Here is a 14805-nt window from a genome sequence, read left to right as displayed (position 1 = left end):
TCGTGCCCTAATTCACCACGTAAAGTCTGCATCCCTCAGCGATGGTGCCGATGGCTGTCATCTGTAAAGAAAAACAATAACCGTGAAGCAATCTGCCCTCAGTTCAAACATCGCATAAAAAAGCCCGCCAAATATGGCGGGCTTTTATAACTTAGACAAAGACCGGTCGCTTATTCAGCGGCTTCTCCAGTGGGCTTTGGCGCTTCTTCAGCTTTATCTTTGGCCTGTTTTTCAACCTTAGGCTCGGCAGCGGCATCCGCTTTTGGCGCACGTGGGGCGCGCGGTTTACGTGGTGCGCGTGCGCGTTTCGGCTTTGGAGCTTCTTCAGGTGTTGCCACAAGACCAGTGTCTGTGTCGTCTGCTGGAGCCTCGACAACAGCGACCGTTGCTGGTGCCGAAATATCAGGCTGATCGCCTTCACCAGGAATAGCAGCAGCGCGAGGGGTCTCTGTCGCGTTCGTGTCATTGTTATCGTTGCGTGGACGGCGCGCAGGGCGTTCGGAACGCTCAGGGCGATCCCCCTGTTCGGCACGTTCATTTTGATCAGAGCGTTCACTGCGGTCGGTACGTTCACCGTTGCGTTCTGCACGCGCTGCGCGTTCAAGGCGTTCGGCCTCTTGGCGGTCACGACGCTCTTGTTGTTCACGTTCTTGTTGCTCGCGCTGCGCCTCAATCTCTTTTTGAGCGGCCCCAAGCAAACGGGTGTAATGCTCTGCGTGCTGCTGAAAGTTTTCAGCGGCAACGCGGTCATTGCTCAACTGTGCATCGCGCGCCAGTTGATTGTATTTTTCGATGATCTGTTGCGGGGTGCCGCGCACTTTTCCCTCTGGCCCCGAACTGTCATAAGTCCGGTTGACGATATTGGTCGCAGAGCGGTTGTTGTTGCGATTGTTCGGCTTTGACCGCGAACGATTTTTCGAAGATCTCATATGTTTTGACTTTCGCGCCTATTTGCGCCGGATCTTTGGCCCGGCTTGCCTAAAATTTGGCCTATAAACTGGCCCGTAACGCTGCTTAAGCTGCATTGGGTCCAAAGGATCCAAGATGAGCACCGGCAGAGTTTTGGGTGACTGCGAGTGGGAACCAATCCCATCCTGCGCATGTGTGAGTAAACATGATTGGTATTTTTTTACAAGTCGTTTTGTGTGAAATGGCCCTATTTAAAGGACAATGGGGCCAATAAACCCCAAAGTAGCGGTGAAATCCTAATGTTTTCCTTATTGTGTCGAATTTGATTGAGGGGCCACAGCACAAACAACGCGATCACGACCATCAAGATCAGGCACGATCCGCACCGCTTTAAACCCTTGCACCAAAAGCATATCGGCGACAGCGGCTCCTTGGGTCGGGCCAATTTCAAGCAATATCCGCCCACGCGGCCGCAAATGCGCCAGAGCGCCTGCGGTGATAATGCGATAAGCTTGTAAGCCGTCCGCCTCGTCGGTCAGGGCCATACGGGGCTCAAACGACAGTTCAGGTGACAGATCAGGCATTTCATCCAGCGCGATATAAGGCGGGTTAGAGACAATCAGATCGAACAGGCCGGTGATAGGTTCAAACCAGTCGGATTGGGTGAAGCTCACGCGATTGCTTAGCCCCAATTGGTCGGCATTGTCTTGCGCGACAGCAAGCGCCTTTTCGGATAGATCGCTGCCCTGCCCTTTGGCCAAGGGCTGCTCTGCCAACAAACTCAGCACAATAGCGCCAGAGCCAACCCCCATGTCTAATACAGACGAAAACGGCTGCGATAAGGCCTCGGCAATCAAAATTTCAGTCTCAGGTCGCGGATCAAGTACATCGGGCGTGACTGTGAAATCACGGCCATAGAAACTGCGGCGTCCCAAAATGTGACTGACAGGTTCACGTGCAATGCGACGTGTGATGCAGGCGTCAAATGCCGTCTTAGCATCAATGTTCAACATATCAGGCGCAACCAAAGTGATCCGGCTGGCGTCGATCTGCAAAACATGCGCCATCAGGACACGCGCATCGCGCGCAGCCCCATCGATACCCGCCTCAGTCATACGCCGCGCAGCCAAAACAAGCGCCTGTTGCACTGCCACCTGCACGAGGCCTATTGACCCATCTCAGCCAAAAGCGTGGCTTGATGATCGGAAATCAAGGCATCAATGATTTCGTCCAAATCGCCGCCCATAACCGCATCCAATTTATAAAGCGTCAGATTGATCCGATGGTCAGACAAACGGCCTTGCGGGAAATTATAGGTGCGAATGCGTTCCGAACGATCACCGGAACCAACCTGAGATTTGCGATCCGCTGAGCGTTCGTCATGAATTTTTTGCCGCTCCATGTCATACAAACGGGCTTTGAGTACATTCATCGCGATCTCGCGGTTGCGGTGCTGGGATTTCTCAGCCGATACAACAATGATGCCCGTGGGCAAGTGGGTGATCCGCACAGCGGAATCTGTGGTGTTCACGTGCTGACCGCCTGCCCCTGAGGCCCGCATGGTATCGATGCGAATGTCATTCGGTTGAATGTCGATATCAACATCTTTGGCTTCGGGCAAAACCGCGACAGTGGCCGCAGAAGTGTGCACACGTCCGCCACTTTCGGTTTCAGGCACACGTTGCACACGGTGCACGCCAGATTCGAATTTCATCCGCGCAAAAACACCATCGCCAACCACGTTGGCGGTGACAGATTTAACACCGCCCAGCTCACCCTCAGACAGCTCGATGATGTCGAATTTCCATTTCATATTTTCCGCATAGCGTTGATACATGCGCAACAGGTCACCTGCGAAAAGCCCCGCTTCATCGCCACCGGTGCCGGGGCGAATTTCCAAGATGGCCGAGCCATTGTCGGCGGCATCTTTGGGCAAAAGCGCGATTTGCAACGCCTCTTCGATGACAGGCAATTGCGCCTTCAGATCGGGCAATTCCAATTCCGCGAGCTCTTTCATGTCAGGGTCATCCAACATGGCTGTCGCATCTTCAATATCTTGCGCGACCTGAATATAGGCGCGGACTTGATCCACAACGGGGCGCAGCTCGGCATATTCGCGGCCCAAAGCCACGATATCGCCTTCTCCGGTCGACATGGATGCTTCGATAAACTCAAAGCGCTGGGTGATTTGATGTAGGCGTTCTTCTGGTATCATGGGAAAGGTGTTGCCCGCTCACGGCCACAGGGTCAAGGGGCCAAGGCCATCAGTCGATAAAATACGTGCAGATCACTGCGTGTTTTCAACCGCAGCGCGCCACGCAGCCACTCGTTTTCCATTGACACCCAGATCACTTTTGCCAAAGCGCAGCCTTGCAAAAATTGCGACATCAACACCTTCTGAGGTCTCTCGCACAGCAATCGTCGTGACATCAGGGAACCCCCACAGTGCTGTGCGTGTGACAAACGACATACGCCCCTCAGAGGGTGAGCCAGCCAAAACAACCGTGCGCGGTGTCGCCAAAGCCACAGCTTTATACGCCTCCAAAGTCGCGATCACGCCCATTTGAGATGAAAAACGCTGCAACACGCCGCCTGCCTTTGGAGGATCAATTTCAAATGGATCGACATGCCACCGATCCGCAACCATAGGCGACAATCGCACAAAGGCCAAAGCAACGAGAAAAGCGATAATAAGAGAATAGATTACAATTTTCATTTCGAAGTCCTCACAGCGCCAAGGGGCGCAGATTGACGCGCGATGATGATCGCCACGCAAAATCGTTTCACCACACATGAAGTTCTGCATTTGATTTGGCGAGACTTAAAATGTCGATCAACGTAAAAATGCAAAACCCCCGATCCAAAAAGGATCGAGGGCCATGTGTGTTGCAGGGTAAGATATTTATCCCAAAACTGCTTTAGAAGCGGTAAGCAACTTTGGCACCCACGGTTGTCGCTGACAAATCAGAACCACTGTCGTCAAATTCGTTGAAGTCGTTTTGCAAAACTTCAAAACCAGCAACAACTGCGTCAGACAAAGCGTAATCCGCACCCAGACCGTAGCTTACGCCTGTGTCGGAATAATCTGTTCCGCCGATGGTCGCGTTGGCATAGTTTGCGCCGACGATGCCGTAGACAACAACTTTGCCAAGGTCATAACCCGCACGCAATTTCAAACGTGTCATGTCATCGATTGCAGCTGTACCGTTGTCCAAATCTGTTTTTGCGTATTCAAGTTCGCCGCCCAAAACCCAGTTACCGAGGTCATAGTTGTAGCCGCCGAACAGGCCGTATGTTGCGTCGTCAGCGTCATCGGCAACATCGTCGCCCCAACCATAGCCAGCGGACAGACCGCCGTAAAAGCCAGTCCAATCCGCGCTAGCGACTTGTTGAACGGGAACGACAGCGACGGGCGCTTCTACAGGCGCAGCGTCATAGCTGCCTGCGAGCGCAGGGGTTGCCAAAGCGAGGGTGGATGCGGATGCCAATGCAAATGCGAAACGGTTCATAGTTATCTCCTGTATGCCTCTTAAGTGAGGCCTTAGTGTCGGCACAAAGCGTCTTGCTCTGTGCGTCTATGCCGGAGAGATAGACTTTATTTTTCAATTGACTAGAGGCGGATCGTTCACAGTCACGTGAGAATAATTTGATCTGACGATCTCTGCACAGTGACTGCATAGTGGCTGCACATTCGAGCGGTTTTAGAGCAATTTATCGGCCATTTTTAGCGCATCGCAAGCGGTTTTTAGCCTGCGTTGCGCTCTTCCAAATCGATCCATTCTGCTTCAGCCGCCTCAAGGGCCGTTTGGCGTTCTGCCAGCATTTCGGTGGCCTTGGCGAATTTGGCCGGATGTTCAGAGAACAACTTAGGATCAGCCATCAGAACGCCCAGTTTAGCGATTTCCGCTTCGATGCGTTCGATCTCAGCGGGCAAAGCTTCCAAACGGTGTTTTTCGGTGAACGACAGCTTGGATTTGGGCGCAGGAGCTGGCTCGGCAGCTTTCGCGGATCCCTTTTGCTTGGACTTCATATTGACCGTTGTGGCCGTTTGTTGCGCTGTGGCTTTGCGCTGGCGTTGGTAATCTGACCAGCCACCAGGATAAACAGTCGCCCGCCCGTCACCTTCCATGGCGATGGTTTGCGTGGCGACACGGTCGATGAAATCACGATCGTGCGAGACCAACAAAACAGTGCCAGAAAACTCTGTCAAAAGTTCTTGCAGCAAATCCAGTGTTTCGATGTCCAAATCATTGGTCGGCTCATCAAGCACCAATAGGTTGGACGGCTTCGCCATAATTTTCGCCAAAAGCAACCGCGCTTTTTCGCCGCCAGACAGGGCTGATACGGGCGCGCGGGCTTGGGAATCGGAAAACAGGAATTCTTTGAGGTAGCCGACGACATGTTTTGGATGCCCCCGCACCATGATCTGATCGGCACGACCAGAGACGGTGAGATTTTTCTCAGACAGCAAGGCTTCCCACAGGGTCAGGTCCTCGCGGATATTGCTGCGGGTTTGGTCGAAAATCGCCACATCCAGCTTGGTGCCCAGTTTGATCTCGCCGGAATCGGCTTCAATTTCACCTGTGAGCATCTTCAACAAAGTGGTTTTGCCCACACCGTTCGGCCCGACAAAGGCGATACGATCCCCGCGACCAATTTTGATATCAAAATTGCTGAGGATCTGCTTGTCGCCAAAGGCTTTGGACACGCCAATGGCCTCGACCACGCGCTTGCCCGACACTTCGGACACTTCTAAATCCATAGCAGCGGTGCCTTGGCGATTAATCTGCGATGATTTTTCAGCCCGCAAATCTTGCAAAGCGCGCACGCGACCTTGGTTACGTGTGCGCCGCGCTGAGATGCCTTCAACAGCCCAACGGGCCTCGGCTTTGATCTTGCGGTTCAACTTGTGGCGCTGTTCGTCTTCTTCTTCCCACAACTTATCACGCCATGCTTCAAAGGCCTCAAAGCCCTCTTCTTGGCGGCGCACTTGACCACGATCGACCCAAAGTGTGGCCTTGGTCAAACGGTTCAAAAACGCCCTATCGTGCGAAATGATCACGTAAGCCGTGCGGGTGGTTTTCAATTCTTCTTCAAGCCAAGCGATGGCTTGCACGTCCAAGTGGTTGGTCGGCTCGTCCAGCAACATCAATTCAGGTGCTTCTGCCAGCAATTTAGCCAAAGCTGCGCGACGACGTTCCCCGCCAGATGCGGTGGCGATCAAGCCTTCTGGATTGAATTTCAACCCTTCGGCGACCATGTCAACCTTGTAGCTTTCCATCGGATCAAGCTGGGATGCGGCGAATTCACCCAAAGTGGTGAAGCCTTCCATCTTAGGCTCTTGCTCCATGTAGCCCACCGTGGTGCCAGGACCAAGGACACGGGTGCCGCGGTCGGCCTCCATCAGTCCGGCCATGACTTTCATCAAGGTGGATTTCCCCGATCCATTGCGCCCCACTAAAGCGACACGGTCGCCTTGTTGAACCACAAGATCAAGATTGTCGAATACCGGATCGCCGCCGAATGTCAGGGAAATACCGGAAAGTTGAAGTAAGGGTGCTCTAGCCATGGCAATCCGCTACTGCGCTTGCTGACAAAGGTCAACTGGGATTGCGCGGCGAACCCGTTTTAGCCTGCCACTTTAAACAACGGCATCTGTTCGCCGTAGCGAAAACACTCGGTATCACCCAGCAACAGCGCGCAGCAGCTTTTTGCGCGCAGGCGGAATAGCACTGATTTCCACGCCAGTGAACACATGCATGGTGCCAAGCTCGCGGTCCACGACAGCATGATCAGACACCCAGCCGCCCATCATCAGATAGGTTTTTAACAGTGGCGGCATCGCCAAGGCGGCACGTTTCGCATTGGGTTTGCGGCGTAGACGTGCGGCAAATTTAAACACATTGGGCGCTTTCACATGGGGTAACAAGCCTTTTGGCCCCAAATGACGGTGTTTGAGCATCGCCAAAGCGTCAGCATGCACAGCCCAATCGGTGCCATGAAAAGACGAACAGCCAAACAGCATATCCACGGCATTATCATCGACATAAGTGGTCATAGCCCCCCAAGCGACGCGCAAAATATCGGCATCGCGCCATTCAGGATGCACGCAAAAACGCCCCATCTCGACCATACGGCCTTTGTAGGTGGCAAGCCTGTCCAAGCCATAATACTGCGCGGAATAGCTTTTGCCGATATCGCCACCGTCTTTGAGGTCCAAGAACCGGAAACAGCAGACAAGCTGGCCAGATTTGCGGTCTTCAATCAAAACATGGTGGCACAACGCGTCAAAATCATCCGCGTCCAATCCATCTTCGCGCAGCTGCGCGCCCGCCTCGGACACGAAAGCCATGTACCGCAAGCGCTGGGCGGCTGCGATGTCTTCGCGGTCATTGGCGATGCGAACAGTGTACCGTGATTTGCGCAAATTCAACATGGGTCGGCCTTTTTGTATGATCCGCAAGTCGCGGCATGATTTAACTATGGGTGTCTTAAGAGTAGCCTACAAGGTATGACAAAAGTTTGACGCCGCGTGAGATCTCTATGCGCTGGTTGTTTCGGCAAAAAATACTACATTTCACACAACGCACATACTTAATTTTAGGAGGCCTCATGCCCGACACACCAAAGGTCAACAAATCTGACGCCGAATGGAAACAGGTTTTGGACCCCGACGCCTATCGTGTCACCCGCGAACAGGGCACAGAGCGCCCCTACTCGCACCCCGGATTTCCAAAAGAACCTGGCACATTTCATTGTGTATGTTGTGGCGCTGAACTTTTCACCCAAGACACCAAATATGAAAGCCACTGCGGCTGGCCTGCCTTTTATGCGGCAAAAGACGACGCGCCTGTGGGCGAAACGCATGACACCAGCCACGGGATGATCCGCACAGAGGTGCATTGCGACGATTGCGGTGCGCATTTGGGTCATGTGTTTCCAGATGGCCCAAAACCTACGGGACGGCGCTACTGTATCAATGGCGTGGCGTTGCTCTTTGAACCCAGTGGCAACGCAAGCCAAGATGATTGAACGGCAACATCACTGCTAAAACGAAAAAACGGCGGCCTATTCGGGCCGCCGCTTTTATATCAAAACGCTGAAACCTATTATTGAATCAGTTGATCTGCGGTCACACGACCCAAATTGCTGAACAGCTGACTCAAGAACGTTGTGCCCTGCACATTCGAGGTCGTCACGCGACGCGACAAAGCAATCACGCGTCCATTTTCCAAGCCAAAACGTTCCACATTTGTCACAACGCCGCGGTCATTGAACGAGATGGCCAAAACTTGGCGATCGATTTCTTTTGGCTCAAACGCGCCGAGATGCTGAAACTCGGAGCGCACGTAGTACCACCCCGAATCCTCCAATAAGCCCTCGGCTTGCGGCGTACCAACCACTTCGCGCACGGTCTCTTTTGTGTCGCGTCCCACAACGATTTCGGCCAATGTATCATCAGATGGTATATAGCCATGGTGGCGAAATTGCGCGACACAGGCACTCAATGCGCAAACCCCCACCAGCATCAAAGCGCCCCTTGCCATGCGGCCAATCCATGATGTCGTCCGGTCGATCTTGGTCATTTTGAGCATAAGCCCCTCTTGCGTTGTGCCGTCTTGCCTTTTAATCGGCTTATACGACCACCGCGCGACGATCAAGGAGAACGCATCCATGTCTAAAGATGGTACGAAAATCAGCCTAAACACTTGGGGCGCGTCTATTCGCCTCTCCGATCTGTCCAACACACGTGAGCACAGCTTCACCTTGGTGCCAGACGCGGCGCAATTAAAGGCCTTGCGCGAAGACCTTGGTCTGCTTGGTCTTAAAAAACTGCGATTTGAAGGCAGTTTCATCCCTGCGTCCAAACGCGATTGGCACCTCAAAGCCAAACTCGGTGCGACCGCATCGCAGGCCTGCGTTGCCACACTCGAACCTGTGACCACGCGCATCGATGTTTTTGTAGAGCGGCTTTATACCGCCGACTTTAATGATCCTGCCTTGGCCACGGCAGAAAACGAATCTGAGATCGAAGTGCCCGAAGATGACACCGTCGAGCCGATTCCCGCATCGCTCACATTGCGAGATGTCGCCTCTGAAGCTTTGGCCTTGGCTTTGCCTGATTACCCTCGCGCACCGGATGCAGAGCTGTCAGAGACCCAATTTACACAAGAAGGCAGTGATGCAATGACAGATGAGGACACAAAACCTTTCGCTTCATTGAAAAGCCTACGTGACAAGCTGGAAAAAGGCGACTAAGACGGGCCATCAATTCGCTGCAAACAAAGGCCTTGCAACATACGCATTTCTCAGTATGTTCCCGGCCTCAATTGCATGTTGGGGTTCGACCTTTTTGCGTCACGCAAAATGATGCCGAATTGCCGATAAATTCAGGGGCGACGCCCCACAGTTCGGGGCGCTTGCCCCCATAAATTCGAGGTTGTGCCAATGGCAGTCCCAAAGAGTAAGATTACACGTTCACGCGGCGGCCAACGTCGTTCACACGATGCATTGGTTGCTGGCAACCCTGCAGAATGCCCAAACTGTGGCGAGCTGAAACGCCCACACCACGTTTGTGGCGCATGTGGTCACTACGCTGATCGTGAAGTTGTCGCGCAAGCAGACGACATCGATTACGATGAAGACGCAGCATAAGCGCGACCAATAGAGTATCAGCATGAGTGCACAGAACCCCACCGAGGCCCCTTCGGCAACGCCCGAAGATGCGGATAAGGTCATGGGGCGTCTGGGCGCTCTAGCTGGCACTCAGGTCACTTTATCTATCGACGCCATGGGCGGAGATCGTGGACCGGCAGCCATTGTTGCCGGTATTTCGCGTTCTGCATCTAAAAATGACAGCGTGAACTTCATCATTCATGGTGACGCGGCGGTGCTGAGAAAGCTCGTCAAAAAACACAAACGCTTGGAGGGTCGCGTCGAAATACGTGACGCGCAAGGTGTTGTTTCTATGGATGAAAAACCATCGCAAGCCATGCGCCGCGCCGATACATCTATGCGTTCGGCCATTGATGCCGTCAAAAATGGCGAAGCACAGGCTATCGTCTCTTGTGGCAACACAGGCGCATTGATGGCGACATCAATGATCCGTCTGCGCAAGATCGAGGGCGTCAACCGACCTGCGATTGCCTGTCTTTGGCCGTCACGCAACCCACAAGGGTTCAACGTGATGCTGGATGTCGGCGCAGACATCCGCGCTGATGCGCGCGATCTGTTACAATACGCGATGATGGGCGCCTCTTATGCACGCAACGGTCTTGGGTTGGAAAACCCACGGATCGGCCTGCTGAACGTCGGCACAGAAGACCACAAAGGCCGCGCAGAAATTAAAGACGCGCAAGAGTTGATCTTGAAAGCGGCAGGCATTGGCGGGTTCCAATACGAGGGCTTCGTTGAAGGTGGCGATATTCCGGGCGACCGCGTTGACGTCATTGTCACCGATGGATTCACTGGCAATATCGCTTTGAAAACCGGCGAAGGCACCGCGAAACTTGTCGGCGATTTCCTCAAAGAAGCGTTCAAGGCAACGCCCTTGTCGCGTATTGCCGCCCTGCTCGCTTTGACCTCTCTACGTCGTCTGCAAAAACGAATCGACCCGCGTCGTGTGAACGGTGGCGTTTTCTTAGGACTGCGCGGAACTGTCGTGAAATCTCATGGATCTGCAGATGCCACGGGCGTCTCAGCCGCGATTAAACTGGCTTATGAATTGGCAGCCTCTGGCTTTTCTGACCGTTTGGCAGCGCGGGTTGCATCCGCCGCAGCCGCAGCGCAAACTGACCAATAACAAATAACAAATGTGAGCAGACGCTATGACCGTTCGGGCAGTTATCAAAGGTGTAGGCCATTATCTTCCCGAGCGTGTGGTGCCAAATTCTGAATTTGAGGCAACCCTAGACACCTCAGATGAATGGATTCGCACCCGATCAGGCATCGAGCGTCGTCACTTTGCCGCCGAGGGCGAAACCACGTCACAATTGGGCGCCCATGCGGCCCGCGCAGCCCTCAAAGATGCAGGTTTAGGGGCGGATGACATCGATACGATCATCGTCGCCACTTCGACCCCGGACCTCACCTTTCCGTCTGTGGGCACTATGATCCAAAAAGAGTTGGGCATGACCAAAGGCTTTGCCTTTGATGTGCAGGCTGTTTGCGCTGGGTTCGTCTACGCCCTGTCCAACGCCAACGCGCAAATCGTATCAGGTCAAGCCAAACGCATTTTAGTGATCGGGGCGGAAACCTTTAGCCGCATCATGGATTGGACAGATCGGTCCACCTGCGTCTTGTTCGGCGATGGTGCTGGCGCGCTGGTGCTTGAGGCGCAAGAGGGCACTGGCACCTCCGAGGATCGTGGCATTCTCTCTGTCGATTTGAATTCTGACGGCAATTATCGCGACATGCTTTACGTCGATGGCGGCGTGTCCACCACGGGCGAGTCAGGTAAATTGCGGATGCAAGGCAATGCTTTATTCCGCCAAGCGGTCTCGAAACTCGCCTCTACCGCTGAAACGGCGATGGATAAAGCCGGTATCACAGCCGCCGACATCGATTGGGTTGTGCCGCACCAAGCCAATATTCGCATCATCGAAGGCACCGCCAAAAAGCTGGGCCTGTCCATGGATAAAATCGTTGTCACAGTCCAAGACCATGGCAATACCTCTGCGGCGTCCATTCCTTTGGCTATGTCAGTCGGAAAAGCGCGCGGTCAAATCAAGCAAGGTGACATCTGCGTCGCAGAAGCCATCGGTGGCGGACTTGCTTGGGGCGCTGTCGTTCTACGCTGGTGAGAACCGCCCATCACGCAATGCGCTATTTTGCACCTGAACGGTGCTGCCCAAGTCATTGATATTGACGGATGCTTTGCGACCTGCCACTGTTATTTCAAATCAACCTTGGGGGACAATTATGAGCAAGACTTTGACACGTATGGACCTAAGCGAATCCGTTTTTCGCGAAGTGGGCCTCAGCCGCAATGAATCTGCACAGCTTGTTGAAAGCGTATTGCAGCATATGTCAGACGCCCTCGTAAAAGGCGAAACAGTCAAAATTTCATCCTTTGGCACCTTTTCGGTCCGGTCCAAATCTGCCCGCGTTGGCCGCAATCCAAAAACCGGTGATGAAGCGCCCATTCCAGCGCGTCGCGTGATGACCTTTCGCCCATCCCATCTCATGAAAGACCGTGTCGCAGACGGCAACAAAAGCTAAGGCACTGTTGTTAAATGAATAAATCGCCCGACGCTTTTCGTACGATCAGCGAAGTTGCCGATTGGCTCGGTACACCCGCGCATGTTTTGCGTTTTTGGGAAAGCCGCTTTTCACAAGTCAAACCCGTCAAGCGCGCAGGTGGACGTCGGTATTACCGCCCATCTGACATGGTTCTTCTCGGTGGCATTAAAAAGCTTCTTCATGACGATGGTATGACCATTCGCGGCGTTCAAAAGCTGCTGCGCGAACATGGTGTGCGTTATGTTGCGTCGATGTCTCCTCAAATCGATGGTGTTGATCCTGTTACGCCGCTGAGCGAATCTGTAGGCCCTGTGCCCGCAGCTCCAATGGCCGAAAACGTGCCAACCGGCGCATTTGATCAGGTGCCAGAGACGCCAGAAGAAAGAATTATTCCTTTTTCCAGACCGAATGTTCCTGCGCAGTCGGCCCCCAATGCGTCCTCTCCTGCCGCACCGGTTGAAGCCCCTGTTGAAGCTGCACCGAAGGAAACAGAACGCCCCGCGCTTGACGATGAGACCGCGCAAGATGTGCCCACTGCTGCCCCTGCACAGGTCACCTTTGATTTCGGATTTGACGCAGAGCCTGATGCGGTTGAAACGCCAACTCCGGCCCCGCTTGTCGACGACGCAGCCTTCGAAACGGCATTGCAAGAGGCCTTGTCAAACCCTGACACAGCCCCAGACACGAATGATGGTGAAGACGGTGCTGATGAAAAAGCTGCCAACCCAGTCGTCCAATCTGAGGTGGATGAGGATAACCTAGAACCTGCGCAAGATCACAGCGCACAGGTCGAAAGCCCGTTCGAAGATGACGAGATTGTGCCCGAACCGATGATCGATTCGGCCCCTGAGGGAGAGGCCCTGCCCGCACAACCGCCGGAATTACCCAATGATTATGCAAATACGGCCCGTGATGCCGATGAAAATGATCTGTCATCAGACACTTTTGCCGATGCCCCAGCGGCCACTGATCTTGAGATAAATCCCGCAGAAACGATTGTTCAAAATTTCGAAGATGTCGCGCCTATTGAACCTGCTGAGCCTACCAGCAGTGACGCGGTGATCACGGATACAGACACGTCCTTGAGTGATACAGATGCGCCGCAAGACCACATCCAATCTGTTGCGATGGAAATGGTTCCTGACGATTTAGAGGATGACGCCTTGGGACTTGACGTGGCGGATGGCGTACTTGGGCGTCTCAACAAAGACGCACTGAGACAGGCCGATACAAAGCATGTTCAAGCTATTTTTGACCGCGCGATGGCGCTCAAAATCAAACTTTCGCAAGCCGGATAGACCTTTGCGGAAAAATTCAACAAGCGCGGCATGTAAATAATCATTTCACGCTTGCCCCGCCTGACAAAATCCTTAGAAAGGCGACAGTTCGGGCTATAGCGCAGCCTGGTAGCGCGTCCGTCTGGGGGACGGAAGGTCGCAGGTTCGAGTCCTGCTAGCCCGACCATTTAACCCCGCCAAAATGCCCGCTTGCGTCTATCGCTGCGGGCATTTTTGCGTTAAAGCACGATGACATTAAAGACGGCACAGATTGGGGATAAATGATGGGCGTACTCGCGGATCAAGCAATTCAGAACATGATCGAAAACGGGGCGATCTCTGCCGCGCCCACTATCATTGCGGAACAGATTCAACCTGCCTCGTTGGACCTGCGTCTTGGCAATCGCGCTTGGCGCGTGCGGGCCTCGTTTTTGGCCGGCGCGGGCAATTCTGTTGCTGATCGCCTGACCGAATTCGAGATGCATCAAATCGACTTGACCAATGGTGCCGTGCTGGAAAAAGGCTGTGTCTACGTTGTGCCTTTGATGGAAAGCTTAGATCTGCCTGAGACCGTGCAAGCCGTTGCAAACGCGAAAAGTTCCACAGGACGCCTTGATTTGTTAACCCGCCTAATCACTGACGAGGGTGTCGAATTTGATCGCATTGCACTGGGTTACACAGGGCCGCTTTTTGCTGAGATTTGCCCTAGATCTTTCTCAGTTCTTGTACGCCCTGGAATGCGCCTCAATCAAATTCGCTTTCGTGAAGGCCAAGCGGTTCTGAGTGATCCGGAGTTGCACGATCTTCACATGAAAAGTCCACTCGTAGACGGCGAAGCGATGATCGATCAAGGTCTCGGATTTTCCGTCGATCTGCGCCCTCTTGAGGGCGATCTCGTTGGTTACCGCGCCAAACCTCACACAGGCGTGATCGATCTTGATAACATCGGGTATTATGATCCTGCTGACTATTGGGAACCGATCCACACCAAAGACGGGCGGATCATTTTGGATCCCGGCGCGTTTTATATTTTGGTTAGCCGTGAAGCAGTTCATATCCCACCCGAAATGGCGGCTGAAATGGCGCCTTATTTGGCGATGGTTGGCGAGTTCCGCGTGCATTACGCAGGCTTTTTTGATCCCGGTTTTGGTCATGCCAATGCAGGTGGTGCCGGATCACGCGGCGTTTTGGAAGTGCGTTGCCATGAGGCGCCCTTTGTTTTGGAACATGGGCAAATCGTTGGTCGCTTGGTCTATGAGCGGATGAATGAGATTCCACAGCGGTTGTATGGTGCGGATTTGGCGTCGAATTACCAAGGACAAGGCTTGAAACTGTCCAAACACTTCAAATCACCGGCTTAACTCATTGCCTTTAAGCC

16 protein-coding genes and 1 tRNA gene are annotated in these 14805 nt (G+C 53.5%); 9 read left to right on the top strand and 8 right to left on the bottom strand.

All coding sequences use genetic code 11. The annotated features are described in order from the left end of the window. Positions 1-170: 170 nt before the first annotated feature. From KO497_RS00500 to KO497_RS00470, 7 genes are all read right to left on the bottom strand, one after another. Positions 171-929, bottom strand: coding sequence for a DUF4167 domain-containing protein (locus tag KO497_RS00500; RefSeq protein ID WP_215942006.1), 759 nt, complete (start codon positions 927-929; stop codon positions 171-173). A 288-nt stretch (positions 930-1217) separates the two neighbouring features. After that, positions 1218-2063: a peptide chain release factor N(5)-glutamine methyltransferase gene (prmC, locus tag KO497_RS00495; RefSeq protein WP_215942005.1), complete on the bottom strand. Its 846-nt coding sequence runs from the start codon at positions 2061-2063 to the stop codon at positions 1218-1220. A gap of 11 nt (positions 2064-2074) precedes the next feature. Next, positions 2075-3124: a peptide chain release factor 1 gene (gene prfA / locus KO497_RS00490; RefSeq protein WP_215942004.1), complete on the bottom strand. Its 1050-nt coding sequence runs from the start codon at positions 3122-3124 to the stop codon at positions 2075-2077. Between the two features lie 72 nt (positions 3125-3196). Continuing rightward, a complete protein-coding gene (locus KO497_RS00485) occupies positions 3197-3625 on the bottom strand; it encodes a DUF1499 domain-containing protein (RefSeq protein ID WP_252729443.1) in 429 nt (142 codons plus the stop codon). A 202-nt stretch (positions 3626-3827) separates the two neighbouring features. Continuing rightward, a complete protein-coding gene (locus tag KO497_RS00480; RefSeq protein WP_215942003.1) occupies positions 3828-4418 on the bottom strand; it encodes an outer membrane protein in 591 nt (196 codons plus the stop codon). A 236-nt stretch (positions 4419-4654) separates the two neighbouring features. Then, positions 4655-6478, bottom strand: coding sequence for an ABC-F family ATP-binding cassette domain-containing protein (locus KO497_RS00475; RefSeq protein WP_215942002.1), 1824 nt, complete (start codon positions 6476-6478; stop codon positions 4655-4657). Between the two features lie 114 nt (positions 6479-6592). Continuing rightward, complete coding sequence (locus tag KO497_RS00470) at positions 6593-7345, bottom strand: GNAT family N-acetyltransferase (RefSeq protein ID WP_215942001.1); 753 nt, start codon at positions 7343-7345, stop codon at positions 6593-6595. Positions 7346-7521: 176 nt separating this feature from the next. Here KO497_RS00470 and msrB point away from each other — a divergent pair, with 176 nt between their 5' ends. Next, complete coding sequence (gene msrB, locus KO497_RS00465) at positions 7522-7941, top strand: peptide-methionine (R)-S-oxide reductase MsrB (protein WP_215942000.1); 420 nt, start codon at positions 7522-7524, stop codon at positions 7939-7941. Between the two features lie 77 nt (positions 7942-8018). Here msrB and KO497_RS00460 read toward each other — a convergent pair whose 3' ends face one another. Next, positions 8019-8504 (bottom strand): outer membrane protein assembly factor BamE, encoded by a 486-nt coding sequence (locus tag KO497_RS00460; protein ID WP_252729442.1) that lies wholly within the window; start codon positions 8502-8504, stop codon positions 8019-8021. A gap of 79 nt (positions 8505-8583) precedes the next feature. Between KO497_RS00460 and KO497_RS00455 the strand changes: the two genes are divergently transcribed. The 8 genes from KO497_RS00455 (at position 8584) to KO497_RS00420 (ending at position 14788) form a co-directional block, all read left to right on the top strand. Beyond that, a complete protein-coding gene (locus KO497_RS00455; protein WP_215941999.1) occupies positions 8584-9168 on the top strand; it encodes a YceD family protein in 585 nt (194 codons plus the stop codon). Positions 9169-9357: 189 nt separating this feature from the next. After that, on the top strand, positions 9358-9564 hold the full coding sequence (gene rpmF / locus KO497_RS00450) for a 50S ribosomal protein L32 (protein ID WP_215941998.1): 207 nt from the start codon (positions 9358-9360) through the stop codon (positions 9562-9564). Between the two features lie 82 nt (positions 9565-9646). Continuing rightward, positions 9647-10711, top strand: coding sequence for a phosphate acyltransferase PlsX (gene plsX / locus KO497_RS00445; protein WP_215942044.1), 1065 nt, complete (start codon positions 9647-9649; stop codon positions 10709-10711). Positions 10712-10736: 25 nt separating this feature from the next. Next, a complete protein-coding gene (locus KO497_RS00440) occupies positions 10737-11711 on the top strand; it encodes a beta-ketoacyl-ACP synthase III (RefSeq protein WP_215941997.1) in 975 nt (324 codons plus the stop codon). A gap of 115 nt (positions 11712-11826) precedes the next feature. Continuing rightward, positions 11827-12129, top strand: coding sequence for an integration host factor subunit alpha (ihfA, locus tag KO497_RS00435; RefSeq protein WP_215942043.1), 303 nt, complete (start codon positions 11827-11829; stop codon positions 12127-12129). A gap of 14 nt (positions 12130-12143) precedes the next feature. Then, entirely contained in the window at positions 12144-13448 is a 1305-nt protein-coding gene (locus KO497_RS19055) for a MerR family transcriptional regulator (protein WP_252729440.1), read from the top strand. Positions 13449-13537: 89 nt separating this feature from the next. Then, a tRNA-Pro gene (locus tag KO497_RS00425) sits at positions 13538-13614 on the top strand. 94 nt (positions 13615-13708) lie between these two features. Beyond that, positions 13709-14788 carry a 2'-deoxycytidine 5'-triphosphate deaminase gene (locus tag KO497_RS00420; protein WP_215941996.1) on the top strand — a complete coding sequence of 360 codons (1080 nt, stop codon included), beginning with the start codon at positions 13709-13711 and terminating at the stop codon, positions 14786-14788. Positions 14789-14805: the final 17 nt, after the last annotated feature.

This window comes from Pacificibacter marinus, from assembly GCF_018860665.1.
Lineage (GTDB): Bacteria > Pseudomonadota > Alphaproteobacteria > Rhodobacterales > Rhodobacteraceae > Celeribacter > Celeribacter marinus_A.
Note: the sequence above shows the minus strand (reverse complement) of the source record. Positions and strands in the feature narration are given on the sequence as shown.